Source organism: Desulforhopalus sp. (assembly GCA_030247675.1).
Classification (GTDB): Bacteria; Desulfobacterota; Desulfobulbia; order Desulfobulbales; family Desulfocapsaceae; genus Desulforhopalus_A.
The window spans coordinates 537,894-554,264 of record JAOTRX010000003.1 but is presented as its reverse complement, the minus strand read 5'-3'; the positions used below and the strand labels follow the sequence as shown (position 1 = coordinate 554,264).

Below are 16,371 nucleotides of genomic sequence, written 5' to 3'. Positions count from 1 at the left end.
GCATGTGGTCAAAGGGCAAGAGGACATTGCCCATGTCGAAGGCGAGGAATGGCTTCATCTTGATGTTTGAGGCTTGTAAGCATGTGCTGTTGGTTTGTTCAGATCACTTCATCAAAAGAGTTAACGTGGAGTTCTGCGGGAGCCGCGCTGTTTGCGGCTTCCGCAGGAACGTTTTGTTGTGATAATCATAAGATAATCGGTAAGCCGCATCTTCTAATATTCATTCTGTTCTGAATTAATTTCTTGAAGTTCCGAATCACTCATTCTCCTTTTATTTCCCCAAAAAGTGTTTAGAAAACCTGAAACAGCTACCCCATCTTCAAATATAATTTCTTGAAACAAATAACCAGATCTGCGGTATCTCACCTCGACACCATCTCTCTTTCCGTTTTTATATGATGTTTTTGATTTTAATTTTCCTGATTCATAAAAAAATTGGTGCACACCATCAATCTGGCCATCTTTATAAGGTGTTTCTCCAAATATATTTCCAGACTCATAGAATCTTTTCAAAACACCATGTACTTTCCCATTAATGTATGGTGTTTCCGAAAAAATTTTGCCTGATTCATAAAAGACTTTACCAACACCATTCGTTTTCCCATCGTTGTATGGTGTTTCGTTGTATAGATTGCCAGCATGAGAAAAACATTTTTTAATACCATTTTCTTTTCCATTTTTATATGGCGTTTCACAAAGTAATTTTCCAGATGCTGGCGAATATTCCCGTATCAAACCATAAATTTTTGTATCAGTTATCTTGTCATACAAAACAGATTCTTTACGAACAAGTTCTTTGTGTGTATAAATTTTTTCTTCACCATAGCTATTATTAGCATCTGAAAAAAGGAGCAGACAGCAAAAAGAGGAGATGAGCACTTTCCAAAATTTTTTGAACATGAAGTATCCAATTTCCTGCTCTGTACGTTTTTAATTCATTTTTCACAACGGTGAATTGAGGGGTTTTGGTGGAGCGCAGCGGAACCAAAATCCCTCTCAAATTATTTGTTAACCATTGATTGTTGCATTAATAAAAGCTATTCCGTGTTATTCTTCTTAGCATCTACTTCTTTTTTTTTATTCTGTACAATTTTTACAATCTCGAATGCAATACACCTAAATTCTTTTAGATTTTCAGAATCCTCAGTTAAGTCAATTCCAGCCTTTTCTAATACACTATAAAACAAATCCGCGTTTGAGGAATCTATTAAACCATGTGGGTTATCGTTAGATATTTTGAGGATTTTCTCGTTTGCAAAACTGCATTTAAGATGATGATGTCCAAATACATTTCGTACTTCTAACGCCCATATGATGTTTTGATAAACTTTCTTATCGACCAGACCCAATGCATAACTACAATCTGCCTTGTTTCTTAAAGTCCCCAAAATACCTGTATCGCTAAGCATTTTATCCGATGTTTTCCCTTTAATAAAATATCGACTCAACAAATCTTCTAGAGATTTATCAATCATACTTGCCCCGATTAAAACACAAGAAATCTCATTTCCTGAAAACAACAGGCGAAATCCTTCTAATATTTCTCCTGTCTCATATTTTGATGGCTTCATAGGAAAAGTTGATGTTCATCCATTATTCAGATCTTGGTTATCTAGGTTCATCTTAAGGTTAACATTCGGTTGAGCTGCGAGCGGGCTTGTCCCGCGAGTCCGCTCGAACCGTTTGTTAGGTGGCGCCTGTCCCCATTTTCCATTTTTTTTCGCAATTGCAAGCAAATGACCGTTTCCCTGCGTATGTATAGGTATGGGAACTTACATTCCCCATCGGGAAGGGATAATCCAGACCATAGTTCGCAATTCTCTTAACCAGTACCAAGCCTACGCAAGTCCATCGCAAACTATCCTTGACCGCCTTGAACATTTTACTAGTTGCGCCGATTGGACCAAGGGTGTTGCTCGTATCCTCTGCCAAGATTGTGGCTATTCGTACTTCAGGCCTTTTTCATGCAAGGTTTTTCACCTTTGCCCATCATGCGACCAAAAACGAACCTTACTCTATGCTGAATACTTGGCCGAGGATTTGCTTCTTGATCTACCGCATCGGCAATTTGTTTTTACGATCCCCAAAATTCTCAGACCATACTTTAAATCGGATAAGCGCCTGTTTGGCGAGGTAGCCCGGCTGATATTCTCGTTGTTATCCGAATTTTTCTCCCTTGCAGCAGGTCAAGAACTACTATGCGCCTGTGTCGTTAGTTACCAGTCGTTTGGTGAATTCGCTCGATTCCACCCGCATTGGCATGTTCTGGTTCTGGAAGGTGGGTTCACCAAGTACGACCGCTTTATATATTTGCCAATCGGAGCCTACGAAGGGATGCTCAAGGTCTGGCAAGCAGCTTCTCTGGCTTTGTTTGTGCGCAAAGAGTTGATCGATCAGGCCCGAGTGAACATGCTCAAAGACTGGAAGCATTCCGGCTTTAGTATCGAGAGCGAAACTAGGTTATTCAGCAAGGCCGATCGTGAAGCCTTGGGGCAATATATTGTTCGAGGGGCTACCTGTGCAGACAAAATCCACTATGATCCAGCCTGCGATACTGTAATCTGGACAGCTCCCCCAAAGGGATTCTACAAAGGCAAATCTGAAACCTTCAAAGGTTTTGAATTCGTTGACCAATTGGTAGCCCATTTACCACCACGACGGGTGCAATCGGTTCGCCGCTATGGCGTATACGCCGGAAAAGTCCGTAAGCAATGGCAAGAACGCCCCAATATTTATTGCTTGGCTCCGGAAAGTTGGCAAAAAGGTCATCCAAGTGAACCCAAAATTGTTCAAGCCATACCTCAGGAGAAACCGGAAACTGTCCAGGTTCCAGATTCTTGGTCCAAGTTGCGCAAACAAAGCTGGGCCCGGTTGTTACAGAAAGTCTATGAAGTTGATCCGTTTGTTTGCCCAAAATGCCAGGGATCAATGTCGGTTGTGGCGATAATCGAGGATCCCAAGGAGCTTGCCAAGATTATTAACTGGGCAAAGCAGCAGGAACGGGAGCAGCCAGTGGACGTCTGTGCTCGTTCACCTCCTGAGCTGGCACTGGCGTCGGTATAATACCCAAAAACGAAGTTTATACGGAACAGGATAACACCTCAAAAGCGGTGCTTAAAGGGCTTCGTAGGGGAGGTATACCTTGGAGCTTTGTCAGATTGGCGCAAATCAGGGATTGACGGCAGAAATAGGTTGGAATTATACTCCACAGGATCGGCGTTGCCGGAAAATTCTGATTGGATTAGTTGTTCGGGGTGCGAAAACAGTTGTAGTTCGGGGAAAAAACCGAATTTTGACCCAAAACCGCAAAAACCCCGAAATGACAGTTCCTATCAGTTACATATTGTCTAAATCAGACCATTCGTCAGCCGGATGATCCGCGCGTGCCCTTGAACCTATAATAAAGGCAGCTCTTATGTCATCTGTTTTTTTCTGCCCATGATATAAAAGCCTCTTCAAATTTATTATAAAATTCATCTGTTTTTTTCACTATATCAATCACCCTTTTTTATAATATGATATTTTTACTTAATGTATTACTCAATTAAGTTTAATGCTTTAAACATTTTTAGTGCATCGTTCAAAGCTCTCACATCATGAGTACGAATATAATCTACACCCATATAACTTAAATAAATCTCTGTTGCTAAAGTAGCTGAACCTCGTTCGTTGACTTCGCGCCCTACTATGGTTCCTAAAAACGATTTTCGAGAAACCGAAACAAGAATTGGTAAATTAAAGTATTCTTTTAATCGTGATATATTTTTTAAAACATATATTGAAGATTCCGGATTGGACCCTAAGAAAAAACCCATTCCCGGATCTAAGATTATTCTATCTGATGAAATACCTGAATTTTGAAGTAATTTGATGCGTTGTAAAAAGAAATCTATTATTTCATCGAATACTTTTTCAGGTTTTGTTTCAATAACTGTAGCCGGGCCTAAACGCTGGATAGAATGCATCACAATTAGTTTACAATCCGATTCTGCCAATTCAGGATAAATTTCTGTATATGGAAATCCTTGAATGTCATTCAAATATTGGACTTTACTTTTTAATGCGTATCGTTGAACATCAGGTTTGAAGGAATCTATAGAAACCGGAATATTTTTAGAAAGTAAATGGCCAACGACTGGTTTTAAACGATTTATTTCTTCCTGAGGTTCAATCTCTTTTGCAGCAGGATTGCTAGAAGCAGCTCCTAAGTCAATTATATCAGCGCCATCTTCTATCAATTTGAGGGATTTTTCCAAAGCTTTATCATAATTCAAATAAAGGCCTCCATCAGAAAAACTGTCTTCGGTAATATTTACAATCCCTAATATTTGGGGCATATATAACTTCATAAAATCAATCCTTTCATAAAAACGGTTCTATTATATAAGTTCGTCTCTTACAATTTCTATAGCAGCCTTGAAAGGCTAGTAGTTCGTCACTTAAATAAATTATAAAAAAAGTATTCTAAACATATTTTCCAAGTTTCTGTAACTCTGCAGGTTCGAACGTCCGTTTTTTATTGAACTCACCAATTTCAACTGTAATCATTTTTTCTCCTTTGGCGCCGAAGGCGTCAGTCTAACGTTTAATATGCCGCAGCGGCTTTTCTGGAGGAATCTGGCCTGCGGATCAGCTTTTCACCTCGCGATTCAAGGCCGTTCATCGCTGGCAGATCCTCATTTTTTCTTCAAAAAAATTCTCGCCTTCTTTGTATGTAATAGAAATGTAAGATTGTTCTGGCATGATAGACCAGAATCTCGCCCTTGACAACAAAATTGCTGTTAGGATTTTCTGTGCGGCTTTTTGGGGATTTACGCCGGTTAGTCTGCTGCAGCATAACTGGAAGCTTTTTTCGGAAGGATTGCTATTTTGCTGGAAATTTTGGCCGTTGATGGGGTGTTTTGTGCAGCTTTTTGGGAAATATCGCCTGTTAGGCCGCTGCGCCACTAAGTATTAAATAACTGGGTATATTAAAAAAATATGAATAATTTCGACGAGTTTAACAGCACGGATTTTGGCAAGTTTCTTCTGGAAAGCCGATTGGTACAGGCAGGCAAGGAGAAGTTTTTCGTTCATTGGGTCAGGAAATTTTTTGAATATCGAGTACAACTGCCAAATATGTCCTGGGCAGAGCAGGTTCCCCTTTTCCTACGGGAACTGAATGAATCTGGCTCCTACCAGGACTGGCAGGTCCGACAGGCTGATCAGGCCGTCCGTCTATATTTCAGCAATTTTTTATTATCACAGTCACAGCCTGCCGGGCAAGGGCAGGACAATTCCTCTACCGGGCCCATCTCTCAACAGGCAGCCTTGCAGAAATTTCGTGAAGGACTTCGGCTGCGCAACTATGCCACTCGCACCGAGCAGACGTATCTCGGCTGGGTTCAGCGATATTTTTCCTACTGCCAAACCCGAACACCCACATCAGAGAAGGATCGGACCTGCACCCCCGACCTGGTCCGCGACTTTCTCGCCCATCTTGCCGTCGATCGAAATATTTCCGCATCGACACAGAATCTCGCCTTCAACAGTCTTCTCCAGTTTTTTCGCCTGGTCTTCAATAAGGATCTGGGGGACATGAGAAACGCGGTGAGGGCAAAGACCAGCCAGCGTCTCCCTGTGGTCTTATCGATTGAAGAGACCGGCAGATTGCTGCGGAATATTGAAGGCACGATTGGTCTGATGTTAAAAATTATCTATGGTGGAGGTCTCAGGGTCAACGAGTGCTGCCGTCTGCGAATCAAGGATATCGATTTCGATCAGCAGCTGGTTTTTGTCCGTGACGGGAAGGGTGGCAAGGATCGTACTACGCTGCTGCCGAAGTCACTGAATGGCCAGCTTCAGGAGCATATCCGTCGCGTGTTCGCCCTGCATGACCGAGACCTCGCCGACGGCTTCGGCTCAGTCTATCTGCCGAAGGCCTTGGCGCGCAAATATCCGGGCGCATCGATCGAGAAAGCCTGGCAGTATCTCTTCCCTTCAGCCGTTCGCTCCATCGACCGGGAGAACAACTTGGTCCGCCGGTATCATGTGAGTGACAGTGCCCTGCAGCGTGCCGTCAAAGGTGCCCTGCACAAGGCAGGAATTCACAAACACGCCTCCGTCCATACCCTGCGCCACTCCTTCGCCACACACCTGCTCCTGAACGGTGTTGATCTGCGGCAGATCCAGGACTATCTCGGCCACTCGAAGGTGGAAACGACGATGATCTACACCCACGTGGTAAAAGATATGCGTAATCCGGTTGCCAGTCCCTTGGATCTGCTGCCTGATGAGGAGGCACATAATCGCATTGCTGGTGCTTCCTGAAAATTCCTTTCCCAGCAGAGGGTATCCAACCAGATACCTCAAAACTACCTTTTCCTGAAAGATACTATCTATGATTGTAGATATTTAAGATGATACTGGGGGAATGAAGTGGAAAGTATTCCCCAAGGAAGTCGATGGGGACATTAGTCGCAGTTTAGAAATCGAGCTATTAGATCAGGACGCCGATCTCCTCTTCAATCGGTCAGTTGATGTACACTCAAACCCATTGCCTCGGCCAGTTTTTCAAGAGTGGTGCTGCGCGGGTTGTCACTGTTCTCCATCTGCGAGAGGGCTGGCTGGCTCACTCCGGCCCTGGCGGCAAGCTCCTTCTGGCTGATGCCTAAGTGCTTGCGCCAGGCCTTGACCAGGTTCCAGCCGTTCTTTATGGCCAGGCCGACAACTTCGTGAGGAATTGTCGCCTCGTCGGCGTCACCTTGACCGGTCAGGGCCAGATAGTCCGCATAGGGGATAACGGCAAAAGCCGGTACGCCGTTCTGTTTGATTATCTGAACCTTATCTGTATGTGCGCTCATTTCGCCTTTTAACCTCTTCTATAGTGATTATTTCAAGCCGACTGGAGAAGATCACTCTCCAGTTTTTCACCCGTAAACGGTAGAGGTTATCCGAATTCACAATTTACTTGATGTTGTCGCAATCGGGAAACAGGGCCAGCTTGCCGACAGCTTCATAGATATCGTCGCGGTCTTCTTTACTCTTGATTTTCCGAAGCTGCCGGAGGGCTATATTTTTCCATTCGATTTGCTGAATGCTTATAATTTTAACTTATAATATAAGTTTTTCGCAAGTAAAAGATAGGTACACGGCAAATCCTTTACCGGCGCCGACATGGCGCTCACTGGCAACACTTTGGCTTGATACCACAGTACTATCGTACAGAACCAAGCGGAGATTTCCATTGCCAGTTTGATAGCCCAGGAGTACGGCATTAATACCCTTGCGGATTATTCTTCTGCCAGCGCCAGGTATCCTGGCACATCTCCGCCAGACCGAATCTGGCCTGCCAACCGAGTTCCCGTAGGGCCTTGGCGGGATCGGCATAGCAGGTGGCGATGTCACCGGGCCGGCGGCCGGCAATGCGGTAGGGAATCTCCCGGCCGCAGGCCTTGGCAAAGGCCCGGACCATCTCAAGAACGCTGTAGCCCCGGCCGGTGCCGAGGTTGTAGACCACCACTCCGGGCCGCTCCATCAGCTTATCGAGGGCCTTGACATGCCCCTCTGCCAGATCAACGACGTGGATATAATCGCGCACCCCGGTGCCGTCGACGGTCGGATAATCGCTGCCGAAGACCGAAAGTTCGGCGAGTTTGCCTACCGCCACCTGGGCGATATAGGGCACGAGATTATTGGGGATGCCGTCCGGGTCCTCACCGATGCGGCCGCTTTTGTGGGCGCCCACCGGGTTAAAATAGCGGAGCAGGCAGACGTTCCACTCCGGGTCGGCATGCTGGATATCGCGGAGAATCTCCTCGACCATCAGCTTGGTCCGCCCATAGGGACTGGCGCAGGACAGCGGGAAGTCCTCGGTGATAGGCACCCTGGCCGGATCGCCGTAGACGGTGGCGGACGAGCTGAAGATGATATTCTTCACCCCTTGGGCGGCCATGACCTCGCAGAGGGTAAGGCTGCCGGTGATATTGTTGCTGTAGTAGAGCAGGGGCTTTTCGACCGACTCGCCGACCGCCTTCTTGCCGGCAAAATGGATGACCGCATCAACCTTGCCGTCGCAGCCGGCGAACACCCCGGCAAGCCCTTCCTTGTCGAGCAGATCGACCTGGAAAAAGGCCAGGCCCTTGCCGGTCAGTTCCTCGACCCGGCGAAGCGACTCCTGGCTGGCATTCGACAGATTGTCGACGACCGTCACCTGATACCCACATTCGAGCAGGGCAAGACAGGTGTGGCTGCCGATATACCCCGCCCCTCCGGTTACGAGAATATGCATAGTTTCACCTTGTTACTAGAAAAATTGCCCTTCGTTTCAACAGTCGATCCCGAGATAGCGGGAGCGCAGTTCCGGCCTGGCCTGTAATTCTTCGCTGGTACCGTCCCAGACGATTCGTCCCTTTTCCATGATGTAATGCCTCTCGGCGATGGCCATCAGGGCCGTGATGTTTTTATCGATGACGAGGATGGCCAGGCCGCGTTCCTTGAGGGTATTCAAGGCCAGCCAGATCTCCTTGCGAATGAGAGGGGCAAGGCCCTCGGTCGCCTCATCAAGGATGAGCAGGCCGGGGTTGATCATGAGGGCCCTGCCGATGGCCAGCATCTGCTGCTCGCCACCCGATAGCTCGTTGCCGTAGTGGCCCATCCTCTCGGCAAGCCGGGGGAAGATGGCCATGACGGTCGGCAGGTCGAAGGCTTGCGGCGCCTTGCGGCTGTTGGCGGCGGTGGCAACGAGGTTCTCGCGCACGGTAAGGTTGGGAAAGATCTGCCGCCCCTCCGGCACCAGGCCAATGCCCAGCCGGGCTATCTGGTAACTCTGCAGGGCCTCGATAGAACGGCCTAAATAGCTGATCCTGCCGGCGGAAACCGGGCTGAGGCCAAGGATCGACCGCACCGTCGTACTCTTGCCCATGCCGTTGCGGCCAAGGAGGGTCACCACCTCGCCCTCGTCAATGCGCAGGGAGACGCCGAAAAGTGCCTGGCTTGCACCGTAGCAGGTTTCGATTTGTTCGACCACCAGCATCAGTCCCCCTCCCCCAGATAGGCGGTGCGAACCACCGGGTTATTCCTGATTTCATCGGGGCTGCCGGTGGCGACATTCTCGCCGTAGACGAGGACCGTCACCTGATCGGCAAGGGAGAAGACCACATCCATATCATGCTCGACGAGCAAGATCGTCACCTGGCCCTTTTGTTTGCGGATCAGCTTGGCAAGCTCCACCGTTCCTCCAGGGCCAAGGCCTGCCATCGGTTCATCGAGGATGAGCAGTTCCGGCTGGCCGATGAGGGCCATGCCGACCTCCAGCTGCCGCTTTTCGCCGTGCGACAGATGACGGGCGGCAAGTTCGGAGCGGTGGAGGAGATCGACCCGGTGGAGGGCCTCCTGCAGTTCGTTCTTGATTGCCGCATCACCCCGCCAGTTGCGCAAGAAGCGGAAGTTATGGCCGCGACCGGCGCAGATAGCAAGGCCCATGTTTTCAGCGACAGTAAGGTTTTCAAAGATATGGGTGATCTGGAAGGACCGGGCGATGCCCAGCCGGGCCCGTTTATACGTCTGCAGGCGGGTGATGTCCCGGCCACGAAAATGAATGCTGCCGCTGTCCGGCCGCAGGTCGCCGCTCAACTGGTTGACCACCGTCGTCTTGCCGGCGCCGTTCGGGCCGATGAGGGCATGGATATGGCCGCGGGCTATGGACAAGGACAGGTTGTTGGTGGCGAGAAGGGCCCCAAACGACTTGTACAGTCCGTTGACCTCAAGCAGGGTATCAGTCATTTCTTTCTTTCTCCCCGACAAGAAAGCCAAAGAGCCCGCGCTTGGCGAAAATGACCGTAATCACGAGAAAAGGCCCCATATACACCATCCAGTGTTCGGTATACATGGCCAGGGTTTCCTCCAGGAGAAGGAAGACCGCGGCGCCGAGGACCGGTCCGAACAGGCTGCCCAGGCCACCGAGGAGGACCATGACCATCAGCTCCCCGGACAGGGTCCAATGCATCAGACCGGGAGAGACGAACTCGGTCTGGTTGGCGAGCAGAGCACCGGCAAGACCGGCGCTGCTACCTGCGATGACAAAGGTGACAAGCTTATACCAATAGGAATGGATGCCGAGGCCCTTGATGCGCCGGTCGTTGTTGCCCGCCCCCCGCACCACCAGGCCGAACCGGGAGTTCACCAGCTTCTGGGAAAAAAACAGGAAGAGCACGAGGGCCGCCAGACAAAGATAATAAAACTGACTGCCGTTACCAAGGGAAAGGCCGGGCAGGCTGCTCCGCGCCGCAAGCGACAGACCATCGTCGCCGCCGTATTTCTCCAAGGATATGAAGAAGTAGTAGAGCATCTGGGCAAAGGCAAGGGTGATCATGATAAAGTGCAGGCCGGTGGTGCGCAGGCTGAGCGCCCCGATGATCAAGGCGGCCAGGGCCGCCATCAAGGCCGCAAGCGGCAGGACGACGAGGCCACTGGTGCTGCCGGCAAAAAGGAACGGCCAGGTAACAAGCGGCTCGGCTGCGGCGGCGTGGAAATGCAGGATACCGACGGTATAGGCGCCGATGCCGACAAAGGCGGCATGGCCAAGACTGATCATCGCCCCGTAGCCGAGCAAGAGGTCAAGGCTCGCCGCCGCCAGGGCGTAGATGACGATGCGGCTGGCAAGGGAGATCACGTAGGGGCTGCCGGCCAAATGGGCCGCCGGCGGCAGAAGGAGAAGGATAAGTGCCCCGCAACAGAGGATGAGCTGTCTTCTGGTCATCATTTACTCACCCGTGCGCCGGGAAGAGGCCCCGGGGTTTCCAGACCAGAATGGCCGCCATAAGGATATAAATGGCCATCGAGGAAAGCGAGGCGGCAGCGCTGTCGGCGGTGGCCGCAGAAAGCATCGTCCGCAGAATGGCCGGCAGGAAGGCCCGGCCAAGGGTATCGACCATGCCGACGAGAAGGGCCCCGACCACCGCCCCGCGAATCGAGCCGATACCGCCGATGACGATAACGACGAAGGTGAGAATAAGGATGCTCTCGCCCATCCCCGCCTCAACGGCCAGGATCGGCCCGGCCATGACCCCGGCAAGCCCAGCCAGGAGTGCCCCCAGACCAAAGACCAGGGTGTAGAGCAGGTTGATATTGACACCGAGGGCGCCAACCATCTCGCGGTTGCTGGAACCGGCGCGGATCTGCATGCCGATCCGGGTCTTGGCGAACATCAGCCACAAAAAGACCGCGACCAAAAGACCGATACCGATCACCGCCAGGCGGTAGGTCGGGTACGGCAGGCCGGGCATGATTTGAATGCTTTTCGACAGACCGGCGGGGATACTCATAAACAAGGGCTGGCGGCCCCAAATGACGCGGATCAGCTCATTGAAGAACATGATCAGGCCAAAGGTGGCCAGCACCTGGTCAAGATGCTGGCGTTTATAGAGATGGCGAAGAACGAGCACCTCAACAACTGCGCCGACGACCGCCGCCGCCGCAACTCCCGCCACCACCGCCAGGAGGAAGGAACCACTGCGCGCCGCAACCGTCGCCCCGACATAGGCCCCGATCATATAAAAGGAACCATGCGCCAGATTGATGATCTGCATGATGCCAAAGACCAGGGTCAAGCCGGCCGACATCAGAAACAGGGTGATCCCCAGTTGCAGGCCGTTGAGAAGTTGTTCAATGACGAGGAGCATAAAAAACGGGGGCCCGAGGGCCCCCTTAACCTTTAGGTTTTCGTGTTATCCTAGGGAGATAGCTTTTGAGATTATTTCATTAAATCAGAATACTACTGCATCTTGCACTCTTTCGCATAGGCATCGACATGCTTGGCGAAGACCTTCTTGACCGTCTTGTTGGTGAAACCGGTCTCGGTCTTCACCACCTCGCGGATATAGATGTCCTGGATCGGGTGCTGATTGTTGCCAAAGGCGAAGTTGCCACGTACCGAGGCGAATTCGGCCTTTTTCAGCGCCGGTCGAAGGGCTGCAAGGTCGGACTTGCCGCCGGTCGCTTTGAGGGCGGAGGAGATCAACCGGGCGGTATCATAGCCCTGGCTGGCGTAGAGGGTCGGGGTGCGATTATAGGCCTTCTTGAAGGCGGCGACGAATTCCTTGTTGGCGGGATAGTCGAGATCATGGGTCCACTGCGAGCCGTTTTTGACACCGAGGGCCGCATCGCCGACAGCGGCAAGCAATCGTTCGTCAAAGGAGAATGCCGGGCCGTAGAGGGGAATGGTCTCCTTCAGGCCGGCTTGGGCGTATTGTTTGATAAAATTGATGCCCATGCCGCCGGGCAGGAAAAAGAATACCGCATCGGGCTTGGCATCGCGGATGGTGGCGATCTCCGCTGCATAATCGGCCTGATCGAGCTTGGTGTACACCTCACCGGCGAGGGCACCTTTATAATATCGTTTAAATCCGGCAAGATGGTCTTTGCCGGCGGGGTAGTTGGGAGCGAGCAGATAGACATTCTTATGGCCGGCTTCGGTGACATACTGGCCGACGACCTCGTCGAGATTGTCGTTCTGGTAGGCAACGCTGAAATAATTGGGATCACAGCCGGCCCCGGCCAGATCGGAAGGCCCGGCGTTGGCACTGAGATATAGCACGTCTTCCTTGATGATCTTCGGCACCACGGCCATGGCCACATTGGAGAAGACAATGCCGGTCATGATCTTCACCCCGTCTTTCTGGGCGAAGCGTTCGGCAATCTGCTTGCCTTTTTCCGGCTTGGCTCCGTCGTCTTCAACAAGGAGTTCCACGGCGGCGCCACCCAGTTTTCCGCCTTCCTGGTCGATGGCCAGCTGGAAACCGTCACGTATCTCCTCGCCAAGATACCCGGCCTTGGTCGAAAGGGTCGTGATCATGCCTATCTTTACCGGGTCGGCAGCAACACTAAGGGTTGGCAGCATGAGCCCGAGGGCGCAAAGCCCGATGACCAGTTTTTTCATAGTGTCTCCTTCTGTCTGAGTGAGGGGATAGAGTGTTGTTCTGTCATATCCCAAAAATACCACCCCATCTCTTAGGCAAATTGTGCCCGGAATATGCAGAATCGATGCTGTAACAGGTACAGCAGACTAAAGAAGTGACTAGAAAATTGCAAGAAAAAATGGAGAATCGCCTTGATATACAGTTTCGTTTAATCAGACAAGCTGCTCGACTCAGCTAGATCGGCCTGACCGGCAGTTCCGGGCGAATTGTATGCTCATCGCCCGGAACTGCCGCAGACACCCTATTGCAATTGTGCTACCCGGTTAATATGGGCATTTTCCCTCTGCACCGTCCGGTGGTACTGCACCGCCGGTCGGCCAAAGACCATCATGTAGCCGACCCGGTGATCAGCCGGCAACCCAAGCTTTGCCATCACCTCCGGCAACACGACCGCCAGGGCCCATTTGGCCAGACCGCACCACAGTGCACCGAGGCCCATGCTGGCCGCCAGCAGTTCGAAATAGCTGAGGGCGATAAAGCAATCGGCGTCGGGCGAAGGACTGTCTTTTGGCGCCGAAGCCACCAGGAGATGCGGGGCCCCGCGAAAGATGGCATCCTTGCCGCTCTGCAGCGCCTCGACAACCACGTCTTCCAGATACTGCATACCCTTGGGGAATTTGCCGGTGTCGATGAGGGTCTGCAACCGGGCATAGGTGGTCCGCCGCAGGTCGTCCATAACCGCCGGGTCCTCAATGACCGTGCACAGAACCTGGCGGTTATTGACGGCGGTCGGGGCATAGGCAACGGTCTCCAGGAGAAAGGCGATCTCTTCCTTGGATACCGGGGTCTTGCTGTACCTGCGGACGGAGCGGCGGACCTTCATCAGGCCGGCAAGTTGCTCCGCTGTGGGCAGGGGGCCCAGCGGCGGGGAATCGGCGGCTTTCTTGCCGAGGATACTCAAGGCCCCGGTACTGCAGACGGCAAAGCAGTGCTGACACTGGAGACACCTCGCCTCATTTTCCCGGCTTAACACCGGAATACCATCCCGCATTTCGATCAGGCCATAGGGACAATCGTTGATGCACTCGCCACAGCCAATACACAGCTCTTGGTCGACTGAAAACTGCAGATCCATTTTATCCTCCAAATTATTAATATAACACCATGAAACAATTGTATTTTAAAAAATAGTAGAAAGGCCTTTGCCTTGGCCGGGCCGGCAAAGAACGCCGGGCAAAGCAACCGCCTGCCGTATCTTTAAATGATAGGAAGACGACAGGCAAATCTTTTCCGGTACGCGGAGGGGGAAAGGCCGGTATGCCTTTTAAAGAGTTTCCGGAAGGAGCTGATATCCTCGTAGCCAGACCGCAGGGTGATTTCCTCAATACTTTCGGCTGAAGTCTCCAGCAGTTTTCTGGCCGCCTCAATGCGCAATCGCTGCAGGTATTCCAGGGGGCTATCGCCGGTGGCCTTTTTAAACCGGCGCATAAAGGTCCGTTCACCAAGGCCTGCCCTGTCTGCCAGATGAGTAATGCTCTGCGGCCTGCCGAGGTCTTCCTCAAGCCTTTCCTGGATCTTCAATATCGCCGCGTCTCCGTGTTGTTTGGTAAACACCGATGCCTGATACGGCGACTGCGAACGCCTGACCGGATCGATGAGGAGGATTTTCGAAAGCTGCGCGGCAAGCTCCGGTGAGCCGAAACGACCGATCAGATAGAGGGCCAGATCAAGATAGGCGGAAACCCCGCCGGCGGTAATGCAGTCGCCTTCGTCAACGAGCATCCTCTCCCGTTTGAGAATGACCCTGGGAAAACGCCTGGCGAACCCGTCGGCAAGGTTCCAGTGGGTGGTTGCCGTCCGCCCCTGCAGCCGACCGGTCTCGGCGATAAGAAAGGAGCCGGCGCAGGCCGAAGTCAGACAGGCGCCCATCTCTCCCTGATGGCTGAGCCAGTCTATGGTCTCGCAGTCGGCGAGGACCGCCTCCAGATCGCCAAAGATGACCGGCACCAGGACGATATCGTAAACAACCCCTTGGGCGAAGGTTGCCCCGAGGGGAACGACCATGCCGTTAAAGGCGTGGATCTCCCGCCCGCCGGAGCCGACAATGACCGGTTGGAAAAGGGGCTCCTGGTTGGTTTCGCTTAGACTCGCCGCCCGGGCTGAGGCCACGGAAAAGACGTCGTAGGGGCCGGTGAGACTGGAATACATGCAGTTCTCTACGGCCAGCAGGGCAATGCGGTACATATTTCCTCCAGAGTGCGCGGTAAATTGTCCGGCCATTGTCCGATATCACCTCTTTTTTGTCAATACCGCCACTTGGGAGAAACCGGATTCCTGGTATGATAGGCTTAAAGCAATGAAGAGAAGAGGCCGGATACCGACAATAAAGCAAGAGAGGAAGATATGAAGATCCAATTGATCCGCAATGCCACAATGAAGCTTACCTACGCCGGGCAAACCATCCTCACCGACCCGATGCTCTCGGACAAGGGCGGATTCCGGTCATTTGCCGGTATCGCACCCAATCCGACGATCGATCTGCCGCTGGCGATCGAAGAGATCCTCCGGGGCGTAGATCTGACCATCATCAGTCACCTGCATCCCGATCATTTCGACGAGGCCGCAGCTACACTCCTGGCAAAGGATATGGCGATCTACTGCCCGCCGGGTGATGCGGCAGCCCTCAGGGAAAAAGGCTTTGCCAAGGTCACCGCCATCGAAACCACAGATGTCTGGAAAGATATATCCATCACCCGCACCGGCGGCAAACACGGCAGCGGCAAGATCCTTGCGCGCCTCGGCGAGGTCTCAGGCTTTGTCCTCCAGGCCCCGGGCGAACCAAAGGTCTACTGGGTCGGCGACAGCATCTGGTGCGAGGAGGTGGCCTTGGCCATAGAGGCCCATAAGCCGGACATTATCATCGTCCATGCCGGTGGGGCAACCCTGCCGGGCTTTGATCCCATCATCATGGATTGCCGGCAAACCCTCACGGCACTTCGGGCAGCACCGAATGCCACGGTGGTTGCCGTGCACATGGAGTCCCTCGATCACTGCACGGTTGCCCGGGACGTGCTGCGCCGGGCGGCGAAGGACGAGGGTATTGCCGCCTCGCGGCTGCTCATCCCCGGGGATGGCGAGACCCTGATCGTATAAATACCCCCTTTTGTCACGAGGCAAAAGGAGGTACATTGCAGACGGTCGCCGCAATGCGGCCGTCGTCATTGCCTTCAACCGTACCAATTACCACATTACTCAGGAGCCATCATGCCATACGTCAATATCCGCGTCGCCGGAACCCTCACCAAGGAACAGAAACAGAAGATCAGCAAGGGTGTCACCGAGGTTATCTGCCGGGAAGCCAATAAACCGCCGGAAGCGGTGCTGATCTTTATCGACGAGGTCGCCCACGAGAACATCGCCAAGGCTGGCAATCTTCTCGTGCCACCGAAATAATTCCATTTCTCAATCAAGCGTT

General features: G+C 51.9%; 17 protein-coding genes. 5 read left to right on the top strand and 12 right to left on the bottom strand.

The features are described from left to right. On the top strand, positions 1-182 hold a 182-nt coding region (locus tag OEL83_09635; GenBank protein MDK9707300.1), incomplete at its 5' end, for a hypothetical protein. A 31-nt stretch (positions 183-213) separates the two neighbouring features. Here OEL83_09635 and OEL83_09630 read toward each other — a convergent pair. Both OEL83_09630 and OEL83_09625 read right to left on the bottom strand, forming a co-directional pair. Continuing rightward, positions 214-900: a toxin-antitoxin system YwqK family antitoxin gene (locus OEL83_09630; protein ID MDK9707299.1), complete on the bottom strand. Its 687-nt coding sequence runs from the start codon at positions 898-900 to the stop codon at positions 214-216. 137 nt (positions 901-1,037) lie between these two features. Continuing rightward, complete coding sequence (locus OEL83_09625; protein ID MDK9707298.1) at positions 1,038-1,571, bottom strand: hypothetical protein; 534 nt, start codon at positions 1,569-1,571, stop codon at positions 1,038-1,040. 193 nt (positions 1,572-1,764) lie between these two features. Here OEL83_09625 and OEL83_09620 point away from each other — a divergent pair, with 193 nt between their 5' ends. Then, positions 1,765-3,063, top strand: a complete 1,299-nt coding sequence (locus tag OEL83_09620; protein ID MDK9707297.1) for a transposase zinc-binding domain-containing protein — start codon at positions 1,765-1,767, stop codon at positions 3,061-3,063. A gap of 473 nt (positions 3,064-3,536) precedes the next feature. On the opposite strand, the gene folP is transcribed toward OEL83_09620, so the two are convergent. Next, positions 3,537-4,337: a dihydropteroate synthase gene (folP, locus tag OEL83_09615; protein ID MDK9707296.1), complete on the bottom strand. Its 801-nt coding sequence runs from the start codon at positions 4,335-4,337 to the stop codon at positions 3,537-3,539. 643 nt (positions 4,338-4,980) lie between these two features. On the opposite strand from folP, the gene OEL83_09610 reads away from it, so the two are divergent. Further along, entirely contained in the window at positions 4,981-6,309 is a 1,329-nt protein-coding gene (locus OEL83_09610) for an integron integrase (GenBank protein ID MDK9707295.1), read from the top strand. A gap of 194 nt (positions 6,310-6,503) precedes the next feature. Here the strand turns inward: OEL83_09610 and OEL83_09605 are convergent, their stop codons facing one another. From OEL83_09605 to OEL83_09565, 9 genes are all read right to left on the bottom strand, one after another. After that, positions 6,504-6,842, bottom strand: a complete 339-nt coding sequence (locus OEL83_09605; protein MDK9707294.1) for a helix-turn-helix domain-containing protein — start codon at positions 6,840-6,842, stop codon at positions 6,504-6,506. Between the two features lie 413 nt (positions 6,843-7,255). Next, the gene (gene galE, locus OEL83_09600) at positions 7,256-8,269 is read right to left on the bottom strand and encodes a UDP-glucose 4-epimerase GalE (protein MDK9707293.1); all 1,014 of its coding nucleotides are present in this window, start codon (positions 8,267-8,269) and stop codon (positions 7,256-7,258) included. A gap of 36 nt (positions 8,270-8,305) precedes the next feature. Further along, on the bottom strand, positions 8,306-9,013 hold the full coding sequence (locus OEL83_09595; GenBank protein ID MDK9707292.1) for an ABC transporter ATP-binding protein: 708 nt from the start codon (positions 9,011-9,013) through the stop codon (positions 8,306-8,308). Further along, entirely contained in the window at positions 9,013-9,762 is a 750-nt protein-coding gene (locus tag OEL83_09590) for an ABC transporter ATP-binding protein (GenBank protein ID MDK9707291.1), read from the bottom strand. The genes OEL83_09595 and OEL83_09590 overlap by 1 nt, the downstream gene beginning before the upstream one ends. Continuing rightward, positions 9,755-10,741, bottom strand: coding sequence for a branched-chain amino acid ABC transporter permease (locus OEL83_09585; GenBank protein ID MDK9707290.1), 987 nt, complete (start codon positions 10,739-10,741; stop codon positions 9,755-9,757). The genes OEL83_09590 and OEL83_09585 overlap by 8 nt, the downstream gene beginning before the upstream one ends. A 4-nt stretch (positions 10,742-10,745) precedes the next feature. Next, positions 10,746-11,660, bottom strand: coding sequence for a branched-chain amino acid ABC transporter permease (locus OEL83_09580; GenBank protein ID MDK9707289.1), 915 nt, complete (start codon positions 11,658-11,660; stop codon positions 10,746-10,748). A gap of 92 nt (positions 11,661-11,752) precedes the next feature. Further along, on the bottom strand, positions 11,753-12,916 hold the full coding sequence (locus tag OEL83_09575) for an ABC transporter substrate-binding protein (protein MDK9707288.1): 1,164 nt from the start codon (positions 12,914-12,916) through the stop codon (positions 11,753-11,755). Positions 12,917-13,197: 281 nt separating this feature from the next. Then, positions 13,198-14,031 carry a nitroreductase family protein gene (locus OEL83_09570; protein MDK9707287.1) on the bottom strand — a complete coding sequence of 278 codons (834 nt, stop codon included), beginning with the start codon at positions 14,029-14,031 and terminating at the stop codon, positions 13,198-13,200. A gap of 122 nt (positions 14,032-14,153) precedes the next feature. Beyond that, positions 14,154-15,140: a GlxA family transcriptional regulator gene (locus OEL83_09565; GenBank protein MDK9707286.1), complete on the bottom strand. Its 987-nt coding sequence runs from the start codon at positions 15,138-15,140 to the stop codon at positions 14,154-14,156. Between the two features lie 159 nt (positions 15,141-15,299). Here OEL83_09565 and OEL83_09560 point away from each other — a divergent pair, with 159 nt between their 5' ends. Further along, positions 15,300-16,049 (top strand): MBL fold metallo-hydrolase, encoded by a 750-nt coding sequence (locus tag OEL83_09560; protein MDK9707285.1) that lies wholly within the window; start codon positions 15,300-15,302, stop codon positions 16,047-16,049. A gap of 111 nt (positions 16,050-16,160) precedes the next feature. Then, the gene (locus OEL83_09555) at positions 16,161-16,349 is read left to right on the top strand and encodes a 4-oxalocrotonate tautomerase family protein (GenBank protein MDK9707284.1); all 189 of its coding nucleotides are present in this window, start codon (positions 16,161-16,163) and stop codon (positions 16,347-16,349) included. Positions 16,350-16,371 lie beyond the last annotated feature (22 nt).

Bases quoted from the DNA above. Each gene is read 5' to 3' on its own strand.
- OEL83_09630 (MDK9707299.1), bottom strand. From the start codon at position 900: ATGTTCAAAAAATTTTGGAAAGTGCTCATCTCCTCTTTTTGCTGTCTG.
- OEL83_09610 (MDK9707295.1), top strand. From the start codon at position 4,981: ATGAATAATTTCGACGAGTTTAACAGCACGGATTTTGGCAAGTTTCTT.
- OEL83_09560 (MDK9707285.1), top strand. From the start codon at position 15,300: ATGAAGATCCAATTGATCCGCAATGCCACAATGAAGCTTACCTACGCC.
- OEL83_09625 (MDK9707298.1), bottom strand. From the start codon at position 1,571: ATGAAGCCATCAAAATATGAGACAGGAGAAATATTAGAAGGATTTCGC.
- OEL83_09595 (MDK9707292.1), bottom strand. From the start codon at position 9,013: ATGCTGGTGGTCGAACAAATCGAAACCTGCTACGGTGCAAGCCAGGCA.
- OEL83_09590 (MDK9707291.1), bottom strand. From the start codon at position 9,762: ATGACTGATACCCTGCTTGAGGTCAACGGACTGTACAAGTCGTTTGGG.
- OEL83_09580 (MDK9707289.1), bottom strand. From the start codon at position 11,660: ATGCTCCTCGTCATTGAACAACTTCTCAACGGCCTGCAACTGGGGATC.
- folP (MDK9707296.1), bottom strand. From the start codon at position 4,337: ATGCCCCAAATATTAGGGATTGTAAATATTACCGAAGACAGTTTTTCT.
- OEL83_09605 (MDK9707294.1), bottom strand. From the start codon at position 6,842: ATGAGCGCACATACAGATAAGGTTCAGATAATCAAACAGAACGGCGTA.
- OEL83_09570 (MDK9707287.1), bottom strand. From the start codon at position 14,031: ATGGATCTGCAGTTTTCAGTCGACCAAGAGCTGTGTATTGGCTGTGGC.
- OEL83_09620 (MDK9707297.1), top strand. From the start codon at position 1,765: ATGGGAACTTACATTCCCCATCGGGAAGGGATAATCCAGACCATAGTT.
- OEL83_09565 (MDK9707286.1), bottom strand. From the start codon at position 15,140: ATGTACCGCATTGCCCTGCTGGCCGTAGAGAACTGCATGTATTCCAGT.
- galE (MDK9707293.1), bottom strand. From the start codon at position 8,269: ATGCATATTCTCGTAACCGGAGGGGCGGGGTATATCGGCAGCCACACC.
- OEL83_09555 (MDK9707284.1), top strand. From the start codon at position 16,161: ATGCCATACGTCAATATCCGCGTCGCCGGAACCCTCACCAAGGAACAG.
- OEL83_09575 (MDK9707288.1), bottom strand. From the start codon at position 12,916: ATGAAAAAACTGGTCATCGGGCTTTGCGCCCTCGGGCTCATGCTGCCA.
- OEL83_09585 (MDK9707290.1), bottom strand. From the start codon at position 10,741: ATGATGACCAGAAGACAGCTCATCCTCTGTTGCGGGGCACTTATCCTT.